The following is a 13,815-nucleotide window of genomic DNA, read 5'->3' as shown; positions in this document are numbered from 1 at the left end:
TGGACGAGGCGAATGTCAGCATTGGGGAAATGGCTGCTCTCAACTGCGTGAGCGAGCGCGCTTTGCGATTCTATCAGAGCAAAGGATTGCTGCATCCCGACCGCATAGACGATTCGAACGGCTACCGCTATTACTCGCTGGAACAAAGCTCGACGATCGACATGATTATCGAGTTCGAGGAACTCGGATTCAGCATCGATGAGATTCGGAGCATTTTGGAGCACCGCGACATCGAATCTCTCGAGGCGGCGCTTGCGGGCCGCATTGGCGCCCTTGAGCAATCCATCTGTCAGCAGCGATCCGCCCTCGCGGACGCTCAGCGACTGTTAGCCAGCTGCCAGACCATTCGCGAAAGCCCGCTGTTCAACGTCGTCATGGTTGAGAACATCCCGGAGCGCACCTTGGTGAACTTCGGCATCTTCCATGAGGCAGCCGTCAAGGTGACCAACGACGGCGAGGCGTTCGTGCGGGAATGGGAAATCAATCTGCGTCAGACCAAGCGCGCCATTCTTGACCAGGGCCTGCCGCGCTCGCTTTTCAGAGGCGTCGGTTGCCGCATCGCGCAGGAAGACCTCCTTGCCCGCAATTTCAGGCTCTCGGGCTCGTTCGTCATGATAGACCGGGAGCACGCGCCAGAAGGCTGCGCACTCGAGACCATTCCGGCGGGGCGCTACCTGACGCTCTATACCGACCACTACGTCTCCCGCGACGGAAGCAACGCCGAGCTCTCGGGGCTGGAGACCCTGCTCGCCTACGCCGACGAGCACCACTTCGAAATCGTCGGCGACTATCTCGGTGAAATCATCGCCGATACGCCCGCCTTCGACTTTGACGGGCGCGATATGCTGTTCAAGCAGCAGATTCCCGTGGCCGTCGCAGGGTGCAGCCAATAAAAGGGCCTTTCGGGCAGCGTTCGCCCGAAAGGCCCTCATGCTCGAAGAGGAGCCGCGCTTATTCCCGCACGTTCACGCGCACCACAGCAGGTTCGGGCGTCGATGCCCCCTCATCCGTCACGGCGCGAACGAGCAGCTCATAGGCCCCCGATTTCTCGGGAGTGAAGCTGAAGCTCCAATTCACGTTGAGCGACTGGTCGGCTCCTGCGGTTTCATAGGTCGTCCACGTCGCTCCACCGTCGCAGGAGAACTCCATGGCTCCGATAGGCCCGTCGAAGTTCTGGGCATAGCCCTTCACTTCCACCGGATGCCCGACGACAGCTTCGATGGCGGGTATCACGCGATCGCCTCGCCCGACAAGACGCCGACATTGGGCTGGTTGCAGCCTTCCGCCTGCGGTATCTCAGGCACGGCGTCCTCGCAGGTTATCTCGATGGACACGACATCTCGGACAAAAGAACGAGCCGACGTCGCCCCGAGCCAAAGCTGGTTCTGGCATCCGAGCGCCTCATTGACCGTCGCGCCGCCAACCTCGGTGACGATGACGCTATGGCGCTGCATCACATAGGACAGAGGAAGCGACACGCCATAGCCGTCCTGGGCCGTGAACGTGATGGTGTTGGCCTCATCGGAGGGCTTGGCGCGCTCGATGAGCGCCTTGACCGAAAAGCCGGTTACCTCCGCATTCGCGCTCGCGCGCCCGTCGGCGGGGTTGCCCGCGCAGGTGCAGCCCAGCGTAGTCTTGATGGGAGCCTGTTCCAGACACTCGTCAATCGAGGCGACGAAGGAGGCGCCAACATCGCCGCTCACCTTAAGGGCGACGATCTTCTCGCCTTCCACCACCGGGCGATTCAACGAAGCGGCGCCGGCGGCCACATCGGCCACATTGCCGTGCACTCCGCAAAGATAGGTCGACACCCCTTCGTAAAGCACTTTCCTCAGCGTCGGATTATCAGCGACGGCGTCCTGGTTCCATGTGAACGTCCCTTCGATGTTGCTCACCTGGTTGACCGCAGTAACCTGCCCCTGGCCCTCAACAGCCTCCGCGGCAGCAACATCGGCGCCTTCGGGCCCCTCGGCCGCCTGGGCCAGCGAAGCTTGACCCAGCGGCAAGGTTGACAGCGTCATGGCGCCAAGCGCCACCACGCTCATAGCGATAGATCCCTTTTTACTCATGATTGCCCCCTGCTAGCTCGCGGACTTTGCGTTGAACATCATCTCGACCGGCTCGTCGCTCACGCGGCCCGTGTCGGTAATAGCCCTCACGGAAAGCACATAGGCGGAATCCTCGGGCGGCGTATAGGTAAAGTGCCAGATAACCCATTGCGCATTCGTCACGTTCGGAGTATCGAACCGCGTCCAACTGATGCCGCCGTCCATGGAGAACTCAACCGCAGCAATGGTCTCGTCATAGGCCGTGGCATAGCCCGTGAACTCGTAGGGTTTGCCCGTCTCGATGATCTGACCGTTCTGGAAGTCGAAGATGGCCGCGCTCGGCTTGTTGACGAACTCCGTCGAGTCGGTCACGAACGGCCAGCTGCCCGGTGCGTAGTAGTCCAGATAGCTGCCGTCGATCTCCTTGGGCCAGCCGTTCCATTCCTGATAGGCGGCCGCCTCCTCTTTCGTCAGCACGACGATATCGGAGACTTCCTTCACCCAGGCCGGCGCCGCCGCGCCCGGCGCAACGAGAACGACCGGGTATCCCTGGGCCCAGGGCAGCGTCTCGCCGTTCACCTCAAGACCGAGCAACGTGTTGTCCGCCTTGGCGATGTCCATGACCTCGACAAAGCCATCCGAAGAGAGAATCTGCAGCGCCGCCGCGTCTTCGGCAACGCCCGCCGCCTCGAGCATCTTCTTCAACGGCACGCCGGTGTACTCGCAGTTCTGAATCAGCGGACCGCCGATGGAGTCCAGCGTGCAGTGCAGCGTGGCCGTCATGTCCTCAGTGCCGAAGGCCTCCACCAGCTCGGGAAGCGTCTTGGTGCTCTCGTTTGCCACCGCGCCGCTCACCGTCACCGTCCAGTTGTCGAAGGTCTCCTGATCCAGCTCGGCGTTCTCGGCAGTTTTCTCGTGACGCAGGTAGTCGTTGTCGTAGTACAGCCAATCGAAGTCGAACAGAGCGTCGTTGGGCGTAATCTTATCCTGGTCGTAGGAGAAATCACCCTCGACCGGCGACACGGCACGAATACCGCGCAGCTGGGTGTACTTGGCCTCGTCCCACAGCTGCATGCCCTTGGCCGGATCGGTGCCCACATGGCAGCTCCAGCAATCGATGTCATCGCTTGCGTCCTCGTGGATGCCGTGGATGATGCTGCCGAACGAGTGCTGATTGGCCATGTAGCCGTAGCCGAATGTGTGGCAGTCCTTGCACATCTGCACGGTAATCTGAATGCCGTAGCTGTTCGTCAGATCGACATGGCTCCACGTCATATTGTTGAGCTTCTCGGCCAAATCCTCGTGGCACGAGCCGCAGCCGCGCTCGTCAGCGTGCAGGTACGTCGTGTTGTACGGCGCCTTCTCGATGGTCTCCTCGCTCTGGAGGAAGTAGGAGTAGCCGCCATCCAGCGTGTTCTGCTCTACGGTCTCATCTGGCGTGCGCTGCACTTTTACGCCGTTCTCCTTTTCGATGACCGCCGGCAGGTACGTGGAAGCAGCCGACGGCTTCGCCTCATCGCCCGCCGACGCCGACGACCCGTCCGTCGCCTTGGGGGCACATCCCCCTAAGCTTCCAAAGACCAGGGCCCCAACCAGGCACATCGTACCTAGAGCAAGGGCCTCTCTCTTTCGGTTTCTCATTTTCTTGTCTCCTTGTTCGCAGTTTGAACCGCGCCAAAGCCCCCTCGCTGCGGGACGCTCTGGAAGACCGCCCGCCCCTCACCTCCTCGGTCTTGCGGTCTGTGCGGCCAATCCCTCCGATTGGCCAACGCGGTGCGTCTAGCTCATCGCTGCGCACCGCGAAGATAAGGGTTCTCCCTACGTCAAGGTCAAGCGCAACCAAGGTTTCTCGCTGAAACAAGTTATTCGATTCACCGTATTGGACGCCCAAGCGGGCAGAGGCGATGGGGCCTAGCACATCGCGCACCAAGCGACAGGCTGGAAAGGCTGAAGGCTCGGCTAGAACCCCAAATACGCCAGCAGGCCCTCGCAGCCGTCGACCACATCGTTGTAGGTGGTCTCGAAATCGCCCGTGTACCAGGGGTCGTCCACGCTGCGGTTTGTGCCGGCGAATTCCAGAAGCTTGTGCACCTTGCCCTCGGGATCGCCGCCCAAAATCCAGTTCATGTTGCGGATGTTGGCCGTGTCCATGCCGATGAGGCAATCCCACTGGTCGTAGTCGGCCCGGCGCAGCTGACGGGCGCGCTTCTTCTCGAAACCGCCGAGGCCGTGCTCGCGCAGGACCGCCTGCGTGCCCGGATGCACAGGGTTACCTACCTCCTCGGTGCTTGTGGCCGCCGAGGCAATTTCGAACTTGTCAGCCAGCCCGCGGCGAGCCACCATGTCCTTCAGCACGAACTCGGCCATCGTCGACCGGCAGATGTTCCCGTGGCAAACAAACAGAATGCGAATCATATGACTCCCTCAGTCGCGGTTTTCCTCTAGTATCCCATAAGCCCCATAGCGAAGACGGATAGCTTCTGGGAAAATACCGCCCAAGCATTGAACGCCCTCGCTGCAGTACGGCTGCGGCGGACGCAAAGAACAGGAGCATCATGGCGGAGTTCATCTACCAAATGTACAAGGCTCGCAAGGCTGTGGGCGACAAGGTCATTCTCGACGATGTCAGCCTGTCGTTCTACCCCGGCGCGAAGATCGGCGTCGTGGGCCCCAACGGCATGGGCAAGTCCACGCTTTTGAAGGTGATGGCCGGGCTGGAAGAGGTCTCTAACGGCGAGGCGCGCCTGACGCCGGGCTATTCTGTGGGCATCCTTTTGCAGGAGCCGCCGCTGGACGAGGACAAAACCGTTCTCGAGAACATTCAGATGGCGTTTTCCGACGTGCTCGCCAAGGTGGAGCGCTTCAATAAGATCGGCGAGGAAATGGCCGAGCCCGACGCCGACTTCGACGCGCTCATGGACGAGATGGGCAAGCTGCAGGATGAAATCGATGCCGCTAACGGATGGGATCTGGATTCCCAGCTCTCCCAGGCCATGGACGCGCTGCAATGCCCTGATCCGGATGCTCCCGTGAACATCCTTTCCGGTGGCGAGCGTCGTCGCGTGGCGCTCTGCCGTCTTCTGCTGGAACAGCCCGACCTGCTGCTTTTGGACGAGCCCACCAACCACCTTGACGCCGAGTCGGTGCTGTGGCTCGAGCAGCACCTGAAGAATTATCCCGGTGCTGTGCTCGCCGTCACCCACGACCGCTACTTCCTCGACCACGCCGCCGAGTGGATCTGCGAGGTGGACCGCGGCCAGCTGTTCCCCTACAAAGGCAACTACTCCACCTATCTGGAGACCAAGGCTGCCCGTATGGCCCAGCAGGGCCAGGCCCAGGCGAAGCTCGCCAAGCGCATGGAGCGCGAGCTGGAGTGGGTGCGCAGCTCGCCGAAGGCGCGCCAGGCCAAGTCGAAGGCCCGTCTGGCCAACTACGACGCCATGGTGGCCGAAGCCGGTAAGGCCAAGAAGCTCGACTTCGCGGAAATTCAGATTCCCGCCGGCCCGCGCTTGGGCTCGAAGGTTCTCGTGGCGAAGAACCTGCACAAGGAGTTCGACGGCCGCGTGCTCATCGACGACTTGTCCTTCGAGCTGCCCCAGGGCGGCATCGTGGGCGTCATCGGCCCCAACGGTGTGGGCAAGACCACGCTGTTCAAGACGATCGTGGGCCTGGAGTCCCTCGATGGCGGCGAGCTGGAAGTGGGCGAGACAGTGAAGATCGCCTACGTGGACCAGAACCGCGCCGGCATCGACCCGGACAAGAAGCTGTGGGAAGTGGTGTCCGGCGGCACCGACTACATGATGGTCGGCGAAACCGAGGTGCCCTCCCGCGCCTACGTGGCCGCCTTCGGATTCAAAGGTGCTGACCAGCAGAAGCCGGCCGGCGTGCTTTCGGGCGGCGAGCGCAACCGCCTGAACCTGGCCCTCACGCTGAAAGAGGGCGGCAACCTGCTGCTTTTGGACGAGCCCACCAACGACCTCGATGTGGAAACGCTCTCCAGCCTAGAAGCTGCCCTGCTCGACTTCCCCGGCTGCTCGGTGGTGGTCAGCCACGACCGCATGTTCCTCGACCGCATCGCCACCCATATCCTGGCCTGGGAAGGCGACGACGAGAACCCCGGCCGCTGGCACTTCTTCGAGGGCAACTTCGAGAGCTATCAGGCCGATCGCGAGGCACGCCTGGGCAAGGAGGCCGCCAAGCCCCACCGCCTCCACCGCAAACTCACCCGCGATTAGAGGGCGGACTTTAGCATCCTGGCTTTTTCAGAAAGGCGACTCTTCGGAGTCGCCTTTCTCTATCTTTTGACTGATTTATTACAAGCAATTTATCTATCTTTCTATTAAATTTCTCTTCCGCTATTCCTCAAAAGATGATATGTTAAATACGTCATATTCATCGTTTGAAGGAACAGCCATGATTGACGAAATCACACCGCAGACTATTAAGAGCATTCGCAAGCGCTATGGGCTTTCGCAGCAGGCCTTTGCGCGTATCCTTGGCATTGGCGAGGCCAGCATCGCTCGCTACGAGCAAGGGGTAACGCCCTCCAAGGCCAACGCGAACCTCATCCGTGCCGCGACTATTCCCGAATTTATGGCCGATTGCCTTAGGCGCGATGGCGACGTGCTCACCTCCAAACAACGCGCATCAGTCGAGAAGATCATTTACGCAGAAGTCACGTTCGACGAGGAAGGGGACATCATGGGCATGACCGAAATCTACGAGCTCACCTTGCAGCAGGAAGTGCTGAACGAAACTGCCTGGGACATCATGGCTCAAATCTCCAAAGCTCGCGCCGACGCGCGCCTCAAGGGCGACGATGCACCTGCGATGATCTACGACGACATCGAGCAGCAAATCGCTCGCCTTGTTCCCGAAATTCTTTCCAATGCAACAACCGATAAGGCCAGTTTGGGAGAAATACGGGGGCAGCTTAAGGGTTTTCAGCGCCTCATTGAAACTCAGCTCGCAAAGGCGGCCTAGCAATGAAAGACCTGGAACAGTTTTCTGAAAAGGAATTCCAGGAAAAGCTTGAAGAGCTTCGCTGGAACCTCCTCAATGCCTATAGGCCAACCCTTGCCTCACCGCCGCAGGCTTTCCTGCTTGGTGTCCAAAGCGGTGCCGGCAAAACCACCCTCCATAAGATCATTCGAAGCAATCTCGCAGGTAATATCATCAGCGTCATTGGCGATGATTACCGCAAATTCCATCCCCGCTTCGCCGAACTACAGCATGCCTACGGCGACGAGGCCGTCAACTACACGGCACCTTGGGCGGGTCGTATGACCGAAGCTCTTATCGACTCGCTTTCCCGTATTGGCTACAACCTCATCATCGAGGGAACGTTGCGTACGGCTGAAGCGCCGACGAAGACGGCGAGACTGCTTCAAGAGCGGGGCTACGAGGTATCGCTGGCGCTCATGACAGTGAAGCCTGAGATCTCACTTGTAAGCTGCCAGATACGCTATGAGGAAATGCGCCTCGCCGGCACAACACCCCGCGCTACCGACCCCGCCTATCACAACAAGATCATCGACCAAATTGTTTCGAACCTGAGCATCCTCGAAGAAAGCGGGCTGTTCGAGGGCATTTCCCTCTACGATCGCAGCCAGACCAAGCTTTTCCCAAGCGAAACCTATCGGGGCACCGCGAGCGACGCCCTAAAGGACATCCTCTTCGGCTCTTGGACCCCCGAAGAACTGCGTCACTACAACAAACTAAAAGCCAAGCTCGAACTATTGCGACAAAAGGCGTAGGCGCGAAAAAGCCCGCCCCCAACCGTGACCAGGAGGAGCGGCCTAGACCCTGCGGGGCGCGGTTCGGTTCCGTCCCTTGCAGTTTTGCATTGTGGCATATTCAACATACCGAATTCGCTATGCCTCGGTTGCGTCAGACCCTTCCGCCTCTTCGGTGGTTTCGGCTGGGGCCTCTTCGACAGAGACGACGTCCTCCGTTAGAGCGGCCTCTTCGGCAGAAGCGATGCCCTCTTCTGCCCCGTTCTCTTCTGCATCTTCGAGCAGCAACTCGGCTTCTTCGGCGAGGGCGGCGTCTTCGGCTAGAAGACGGTTGAACTCTTCCACGTCGTAAAGCTCGCCGGTGTCGCTCAGCTCGTCTACGACGGGAATCTCGCCGGTGTCGCCCACGTCGCCGGAAGCGGCGGCCTGCGCATCGTCGGCAGCTGCGTACTCCTTCATGCCGAAGCGCTCGCGGCCGCAGCTCACCAGGCGCGGCTCGGTATCGAGCGCAAGATAGTCTTCAAGCGGCTTGGACGCTTCAGCGGTATACCAATGGTACTCTTCCACCGGCACGGCGGCGATCGCTGCCGCAGCGGCTGCAGCCGGGGTAGCGCCCTTCTTGGAACGCAGGGCGTTGCGCTTGCGCAAAGCCGCCTGCAGGGCCGACTCGCCGACCACGTCGCGAGATGCCTCCTCGCCCTCGCCCTCGAAGTCCTCTTCAATCAGTAACGGACTGAACGTGCCCGCCGAAGCGGCGGCCGCCTCGGCCTCGGCGGCCTGCTGCTTACGGGACTCGACAGAATAGCCGACCACCGCGCCCGCTGCGGCGAGACCGAGGATGCCCAAAGACACGGGTCCGGCCATCTTCGCCGCATCGAGCCATTCCACTTCGCCGGTGTTCGCCAGCGTCTCGTGAGCGCTGCCGGCCACACCGTACTTCATGACCTGCACCACATGGTGTCCGCCCTGCTCGCTCACGCCGAGCACCGAGGCATCGCCCCAGCCGCGCTCGCGCAAGGCCGCCGCACGCTCGTTGGCACGGGCCACCGCTGCCTCGCGGTCGTCGAACACGAGGGCATCCAAGGGGCAGGCCGCCGCGCAGGCCGGCACGCCGCCTTCGGCCACCTCGGCCGCGCACCCATCGCAAAGACGCACTTCGCCCCGCTCGCCATAGTGGCGCGGGGCATCGGCAGGGCAGACCATGGCGCACATATGGCAGCTCACGCAGCGGCTGCCGTCCAAAGCGACAAAGCCCATTGCGTTGCTGACGGCCAACGCGCCCGTAGGGCACACTTCCGCGCAGGGAGCTTGAGCGCAATGAACGCACCCCAAACGCGATGGCTCCCAAACGACGCTTCCGTCGGCCAGCACGCGCTCGGTGCGCGCCACCGCCAGAGGGGCCTCCTCATCAAGCGTCAGCGCCCTTCCGAAAGCACGCGCAGTCTCGTCGCGGACGCCCGCATCGTCCGTAATGCCGAAATGCCGCCCGCAAGCAGCCACGCAAGCCTGGCATGCAGAGCACCGGCTGCCGTCAAAATAGAGTGCCTTTTCAGCCATGATGCCCCCTTAGGCCTTCTCGATATCGACCAAAAAGCCCTTGACCTCGCGAGCAGCGCCCACCGGGCTTTCCACTGCGGGAACCAAGGCGCTCCAAAAACGCGAGGGCGTCTCATCGCCGCGGCATTCCACGCCGTTCAGACAAAGGTAGTGCCCCTCGTTGTCCTCGCACTGGAAGGGCCAGATGCGGTCCGTGACGAGCACGGGCGCCTCCATCGACCCGCGCTCGTTGAACACGCGCGCCACATCGCCCGTTTCCAAACCGCGAATACGGGCGAGGTTCGCCGACACCTCGATAAAGCAGCCGGGATCCAAAGCTGCGCGCGTCGCGCTCTCGACCCGCCGGGCGCCATCGCGCGCATCAGCGCCGTTGATGATGGCCGAGATGGGATAGGTCGCGCGATCGACCTGCGCCGCAGAGTAATCCGGAGCCAGGGCATCGGCAAGCGCGTCGTCCAGCGCGCCGTCGCCGGCGGTGCCCTGAGAGGCCCTCGAGGCGGCCGCGAGCAGCACCGGCGAGGCGTAGGCGCCGTTCAGGCGGTTGTTCAGCGGCGACTCCAGGGGCTCGTAGTGCTCGGGCAGCGGGCCGTCGTCCAACCGGTCCGACACCAAAAGGCCCACCTGCTCCCACACGCCGGGGAAGGCGAGGTTGTCCGGCTCGAGCCAGCGTCCGTCGCGCAGCGTGGGGAAATCCGGGGCGTCGACGCACGTCCAGCTCTCCCCTTCCCAGGAAAGCAGGTTGCGCTCGCGCACCCAGGGTTGTCCCGCCAAGTTCGCACTCGCGCGATTGCCGCGCACGCGCACGTTGCCCGGCCACGCGAAGCCCCAGCCGCCATACAACCCCAAGCCGCTCTCGTCGGCGCCGTCGCGGCGGCCCACCGGCTGCTCGGCCGCATCCCCCGCCGCACTCCCATTGCACCACAGGCCCGCGAACGGGGCCACGGCGCAGGCCGTTGTGCCGTCGGCGCGCAAGCTGGCGGCGTTTTCCAAAAACACCATCTCGCCGGCGCCCCAGTTGCTGTCCTCAACCACATAGCCGTTCAGCGCCCAGGCCACCTTCACCAAATCGATGCCGTCGGCGGTCGTGTAATCCCATTTCGCGTTCAGAATGGGATCGACCGCCGTACCGCCCTTCGTGTCGTAAAGGTTGAACACCCGCTCCCATAGCTCGCCGATGATGGCCGCGTCGGTGCGGCACTCCCCCGCCGGCGCCAAAGCCGCCGTGGCGTGCTGCAGCACCCGGCCGCCGCTCGCGCGGATGCCCGTCTTCTCGAACCCGAGGGCGCAGGGCAGCTGGAACACCGTCGTCTGCTGCTGGGAAGGGTCTTCCACGCGCTCCCAGAACGAGGCTGCAAGGTTCGGCGAGCCGTCGGCCACCACGAGCCAGGAAAGCCGGCCCATATCCTCAGCCGTCGCCCCCTGACCGCTCTGGCCGACCAAATCGGCGCCCCACAAAAAGCACCCCTGCAAGGCTCCTGCGCGCAGCGCCTCGCTGAAGGAGGCACCGCCCGCCGGCGCCTTGGGCAGCCAGTCGTAGCCGTAATCGTTGTCGGAAGCGGCCCGCTCTCCCCACCATTCGCGCAGGGCCGAGACGAGCTCCTTGGGCCGGCGCGAGCCGAAACCCGCCGAAGCCGTGTGGGCCTCGAGCCACGCCTTCAGCGTCGTCTCGTCTTCGGTAGGCCAGGGAAGGCCGCCGTCAAAGGAGCCGGGGGCCAGACCCACGGCATCAGCGGCAATCTCGTTGGCGGCGCCGCCCATATAGGAAAGCCCGCCGCCGGGCACGCCCACGTTTCCCAGCAGAAGCTGCACCAAAGACGCCGCGCGCGACGCCTGGGCCCCCGTGCCGTGCTGCACCAGTCCCGGCCCGACGAGCATCTTGCCCGCGCCCTCCGGAACGCCCGTAGCGGCAAAGGCGCCATAGGCCCGCTCGAGCAGTGCTCGCTCCACGCCGCACACCGCAGCCACGGTGTCCATATCGTAGCGGGCGAGGAACTCCTGCACGCGCACCCAGGCGCACGCGGGATCTTGCAGGGTGATGTTGCGCTGGCAGCGCGGCTGGGAGGGAATCGCCCACACCGGGACGCCCTCGCCGCGCACCCAGGCGTACTCGCCGTCGTAGCGCATGTTCCACGTGTCGAACCCGTCGGTCTGATAGGCCCAGCTCGCCTTGTCGTAGGCGCCCGTCATGGGGTCCCAGCCGAAGAAGGCGCCGGCGCCGTCGTCGAAGCCGAAAGCGGGATCCATTAGATAAGAGGCGTTGGTGAAGTTCAGCACGTACTCCGGCTGCCACAGCGCATTGTCCATGACGTACTTGGCCATACCACCCAGAAAGGCGATGTCGGTGCCGGGGCGCAGGGGCACATGGATGTCGGCCATCTCGGCAGTAGCAGAGCGCACCGGATCGACCACGATCCACACGGCGCCGGCATCTCGGGCGCGCTCCACCCAGCGCAGGGCAACAGGCTGGCTTTGGGCGATGTCGGCACCCAGCGTAAGCACCGCGCCGGCGTTGGCGATATCGGACCACAGCCCGTCGGGCTCGGCAATGCCGAGCGTCGCCTCCGCGCCGGCCGCAAAGGCCCGCCGCCCAAAAGCCGCCTCGGAATCGAGGTTGACAACGCCCCAAGAACGCAGGGCCTTCATGAGCAGATACTGCTCCTCCACAAGAAGACGTCCGCCGCCGAAGCTGCCGATGGCCTGGGTGCGCATGACCGGCACGCCGCTCGGACGGCGCTCTTGCCCCGCATCGCTCCAATCCCAATCGTCGAAGGAGTTCGCACGCGCGTCCTCGGTCTCATCGGCGCTCTCGGCCGCCTCGATGCGCTCCTCGAACGTGGCATCGCGGGTGTCCTTCACCAGATTGGCGATCTCGTCCAGGGCGCGATCCCAGGAGATATCCTCCCACGCATCCGACCCGGCACGGCGCACGCGCGGCGTCTGCAGACGGACCGGGATGCCCGCCGTCTCGCCGGATGGGCCGGCCGCGCCCTCGCGCACTTCGGGCAGCACCTGGGCCCGCAGGCACAGACGTCCCTCGGACAGCGGGTTGGCCGCATCGCCCTTAACGGCCGCGAGGCGCTCATCGTCCACCTCGAGCACCATCGTGCAGCCGCCGGGACATTCCTCGCACACCGCCACGGGGCCTACCGGCGCAGCAGCCTCTTCGGAGGGGGTAGCCTCCGCCGCATCTTCGGGCGCTTCCTCGTCGGCCCAGGCCCAAGTGGGCCCCAGCCCCAGCACCGTTCCCCCGGCGGCAGCCGCGCCGGCGCGAGCCAGAAAGCCTCTCCGCGTCAACTCCATGGACGTTTATCTCCTTCGCGCGGGCCCGCGTCCGCATTCCGCGAGCCTCGTAACACCCTATCTCTCAGGCGTTCATTTTCACACAAGAACGCCTCCCACGCGCCCCTCAGCGCCCCCACGCGACCGCTGCCCGCCAGATACCCATAAATTGTCCACGTTCTAAGGGACGAACTGCCCATTGATGAGGGAATTTCTCGACATTTCCCCGCAGCGCAATGCAAAAGAAGCCCCCTTTTGGCCCTCGCTGCGCAAAATCGTGCGCACCTGCACCCGTCGCTACCGCGAAACAGCCTGCTGACGGTTGTCAACAAACGCTTCACAATTCAAAGTCGACTATTAAGCTCAACAATCCACCGCTATACTGAGCAGCGTTGCAATACCCCTCGATTCAAGGAGAGTCACCATGAACACCAACCATGCAAAGGCCATCAAGGGCATGAGCATCGCGAATATCGTGCTCGCCGCCCTGGGCGTGCTGGCCATGCTCGTCGTTTGGGCCGGCCTCGGCGCCGGCGGAGCCGCCATCTCCGGTTCCGGCTACGATTACTTCTACACCGACGACGGCTACTACATCACCGTCGACGATATGAACATGATTCTCGGCGTGGCGGGCGTGCTCGTGTTCCTCGTGCTCATCTGCGCTGTGCTCATCCTCATCGCCGGCATTCTCGGCGTGCGCGGGGCCAACAAGCCCGAGAAGCTCAAGGGCGTCATGATTTGGAACATCGTCGCCGCCGTCGTGAGCCTTCTCAGCGGCTGCTGGGTCTCGCTCGTGCTTTGCATCATCGTGGCCGTGTTCGCCAGCAAGGACCGCAAGCTCTACGCCGCCCCCGTCGCCGCTGCCCCCTATGGCGCCCCCGCCTACGGCTACGCGCCCGTCCCGACCGCTGCGCCGGCGGCTTCCCAGCAGCCCGCCCAGACCGCCCCGGTCACTCCCCAGCAGCCGGTCCAGTCCGCCGCCGTCGCTCCCCAGCAGCCCATCGCCGCCGAGGCCGTCGTTGCTGCCGAGCCGGCCATCATCCTGCCCGACAGCAACGTCGACCACGTCATGGAGGGCGTGACCGTCATCGAGGCGCCCGAAGAGCCCGCCGCCGAGCCGGCTGACGACGCCGACAAGCCGACCGCCTAGCATTCGGCTTCACCCCTCGCAAACAAGGGCCCGCTTCCCTCGTTCG

11 protein-coding genes are annotated in these 13,815 nt (G+C 63.3%); 5 read left to right on the top strand and 6 right to left on the bottom strand.

Annotated elements, in window-relative coordinates; genetic code table 11:
* The first annotated feature begins 29 nt into the window (after positions 1-29).
* Entirely contained in the window at positions 30-893 is an 864-nt protein-coding gene (locus VJ923_RS06545) for a MerR family transcriptional regulator (protein WP_326439776.1), read from the top strand.
* A gap of 58 nt (positions 894-951) precedes the next feature.
* On the opposite strand, the gene VJ923_RS06540 is transcribed toward VJ923_RS06545, so the two are convergent.
* The 4 genes from VJ923_RS06540 to VJ923_RS06525 all read right to left on the bottom strand — a co-directional run bounded on the left by VJ923_RS06540 (position 952) and on the right by VJ923_RS06525 (position 4,463).
* Positions 952-1,233: a molybdopterin-binding protein gene (locus VJ923_RS06540; protein WP_326439774.1), complete on the bottom strand. Its 282-nt coding sequence runs from the start codon at positions 1,231-1,233 to the stop codon at positions 952-954.
* A complete protein-coding gene (locus VJ923_RS06535; protein ID WP_326439772.1) occupies positions 1,230-2,069 on the bottom strand; it encodes a molybdopterin-dependent oxidoreductase in 840 nt (279 codons plus the stop codon). Before VJ923_RS06535 ends, VJ923_RS06540 begins: the two co-directional genes overlap by 4 nt.
* 12 nt (positions 2,070-2,081) lie before the next feature.
* Positions 2,082-3,689, bottom strand: coding sequence for a molybdopterin-dependent oxidoreductase (locus VJ923_RS06530; protein WP_326439770.1), 1,608 nt, complete (start codon positions 3,687-3,689; stop codon positions 2,082-2,084).
* A gap of 318 nt (positions 3,690-4,007) precedes the next feature.
* Complete coding sequence (locus VJ923_RS06525; protein ID WP_326439768.1) at positions 4,008-4,463, bottom strand: low molecular weight protein-tyrosine-phosphatase; 456 nt, start codon at positions 4,461-4,463, stop codon at positions 4,008-4,010.
* 140 nt (positions 4,464-4,603) lie between these two features.
* Here VJ923_RS06525 and ettA point away from each other — a divergent pair, with 140 nt between their 5' ends.
* The 3 genes from ettA (at position 4,604) to VJ923_RS06510 (ending at position 7,804) form a co-directional block, all read left to right on the top strand.
* The gene (ettA, locus tag VJ923_RS06520) at positions 4,604-6,283 is read left to right on the top strand and encodes an energy-dependent translational throttle protein EttA (RefSeq protein ID WP_326439766.1); all 1,680 of its coding nucleotides are present in this window, start codon (positions 4,604-4,606) and stop codon (positions 6,281-6,283) included.
* A gap of 178 nt (positions 6,284-6,461) precedes the next feature.
* Positions 6,462-7,031 (top strand): helix-turn-helix domain-containing protein, encoded by a 570-nt coding sequence (locus VJ923_RS06515; RefSeq protein WP_326439765.1) that lies wholly within the window; start codon positions 6,462-6,464, stop codon positions 7,029-7,031.
* Positions 7,032-7,033: 2 nt separating this feature from the next.
* Positions 7,034-7,804, top strand: a complete 771-nt coding sequence (locus tag VJ923_RS06510; protein ID WP_326439763.1) for a zeta toxin family protein — start codon at positions 7,034-7,036, stop codon at positions 7,802-7,804.
* Between the two features lie 117 nt (positions 7,805-7,921).
* On the opposite strand, the gene VJ923_RS06505 is transcribed toward VJ923_RS06510, so the two are convergent.
* Both VJ923_RS06505 and VJ923_RS06500 read right to left on the bottom strand, forming a co-directional pair.
* Positions 7,922-9,340: a 4Fe-4S dicluster domain-containing protein gene (locus VJ923_RS06505; RefSeq protein WP_326439761.1), complete on the bottom strand. Its 1,419-nt coding sequence runs from the start codon at positions 9,338-9,340 to the stop codon at positions 7,922-7,924.
* Between the two features lie 9 nt (positions 9,341-9,349).
* Positions 9,350-12,640 (bottom strand): molybdopterin-dependent oxidoreductase, encoded by a 3,291-nt coding sequence (locus VJ923_RS06500; RefSeq protein WP_326439759.1) that lies wholly within the window; start codon positions 12,638-12,640, stop codon positions 9,350-9,352.
* Between the two features lie 403 nt (positions 12,641-13,043).
* Between VJ923_RS06500 and VJ923_RS06495 the strand changes: the two genes are divergently transcribed.
* A complete protein-coding gene (locus VJ923_RS06495) occupies positions 13,044-13,769 on the top strand; it encodes a hypothetical protein (protein ID WP_326439757.1) in 726 nt (241 codons plus the stop codon).
* Positions 13,770-13,815: the final 46 nt, after the last annotated feature.

This window comes from Adlercreutzia shanghongiae, from assembly GCF_035830635.1.
GTDB classification, from domain to species: Bacteria; Actinomycetota; Coriobacteriia; order Coriobacteriales; family Eggerthellaceae; genus Adlercreutzia; species Adlercreutzia shanghongiae.
This window is presented reverse-complemented; position numbering and strand designations above follow the sequence as displayed.

Coding starts and splice junctions, on each gene's coding strand:
- VJ923_RS06545 (WP_326439776.1), top strand. CDS start 30: ATGGCTGCTCTCAACTGCGTGAGCGAGCGCGCTTTGCGATTCTATCAG.
- VJ923_RS06535 (WP_326439772.1), bottom strand. CDS start 2,069: ATGAGTAAAAAGGGATCTATCGCTATGAGCGTGGTGGCGCTTGGCGCC.
- VJ923_RS06530 (WP_326439770.1), bottom strand. CDS start 3,689: ATGAGAAACCGAAAGAGAGAGGCCCTTGCTCTAGGTACGATGTGCCTG.
- VJ923_RS06525 (WP_326439768.1), bottom strand. CDS start 4,463: ATGATTCGCATTCTGTTTGTTTGCCACGGGAACATCTGCCGGTCGACG.
- ettA (WP_326439766.1), top strand. CDS start 4,604: ATGGCGGAGTTCATCTACCAAATGTACAAGGCTCGCAAGGCTGTGGGC.
- VJ923_RS06515 (WP_326439765.1), top strand. CDS start 6,462: ATGATTGACGAAATCACACCGCAGACTATTAAGAGCATTCGCAAGCGC.
- VJ923_RS06510 (WP_326439763.1), top strand. CDS start 7,034: ATGAAAGACCTGGAACAGTTTTCTGAAAAGGAATTCCAGGAAAAGCTT.
- VJ923_RS06505 (WP_326439761.1), bottom strand. CDS start 9,340: ATGGCTGAAAAGGCACTCTATTTTGACGGCAGCCGGTGCTCTGCATGC.
- VJ923_RS06500 (WP_326439759.1), bottom strand. CDS start 12,640: ATGGAGTTGACGCGGAGAGGCTTTCTGGCTCGCGCCGGCGCGGCTGCC.
- VJ923_RS06495 (WP_326439757.1), top strand. CDS start 13,044: ATGAACACCAACCATGCAAAGGCCATCAAGGGCATGAGCATCGCGAAT.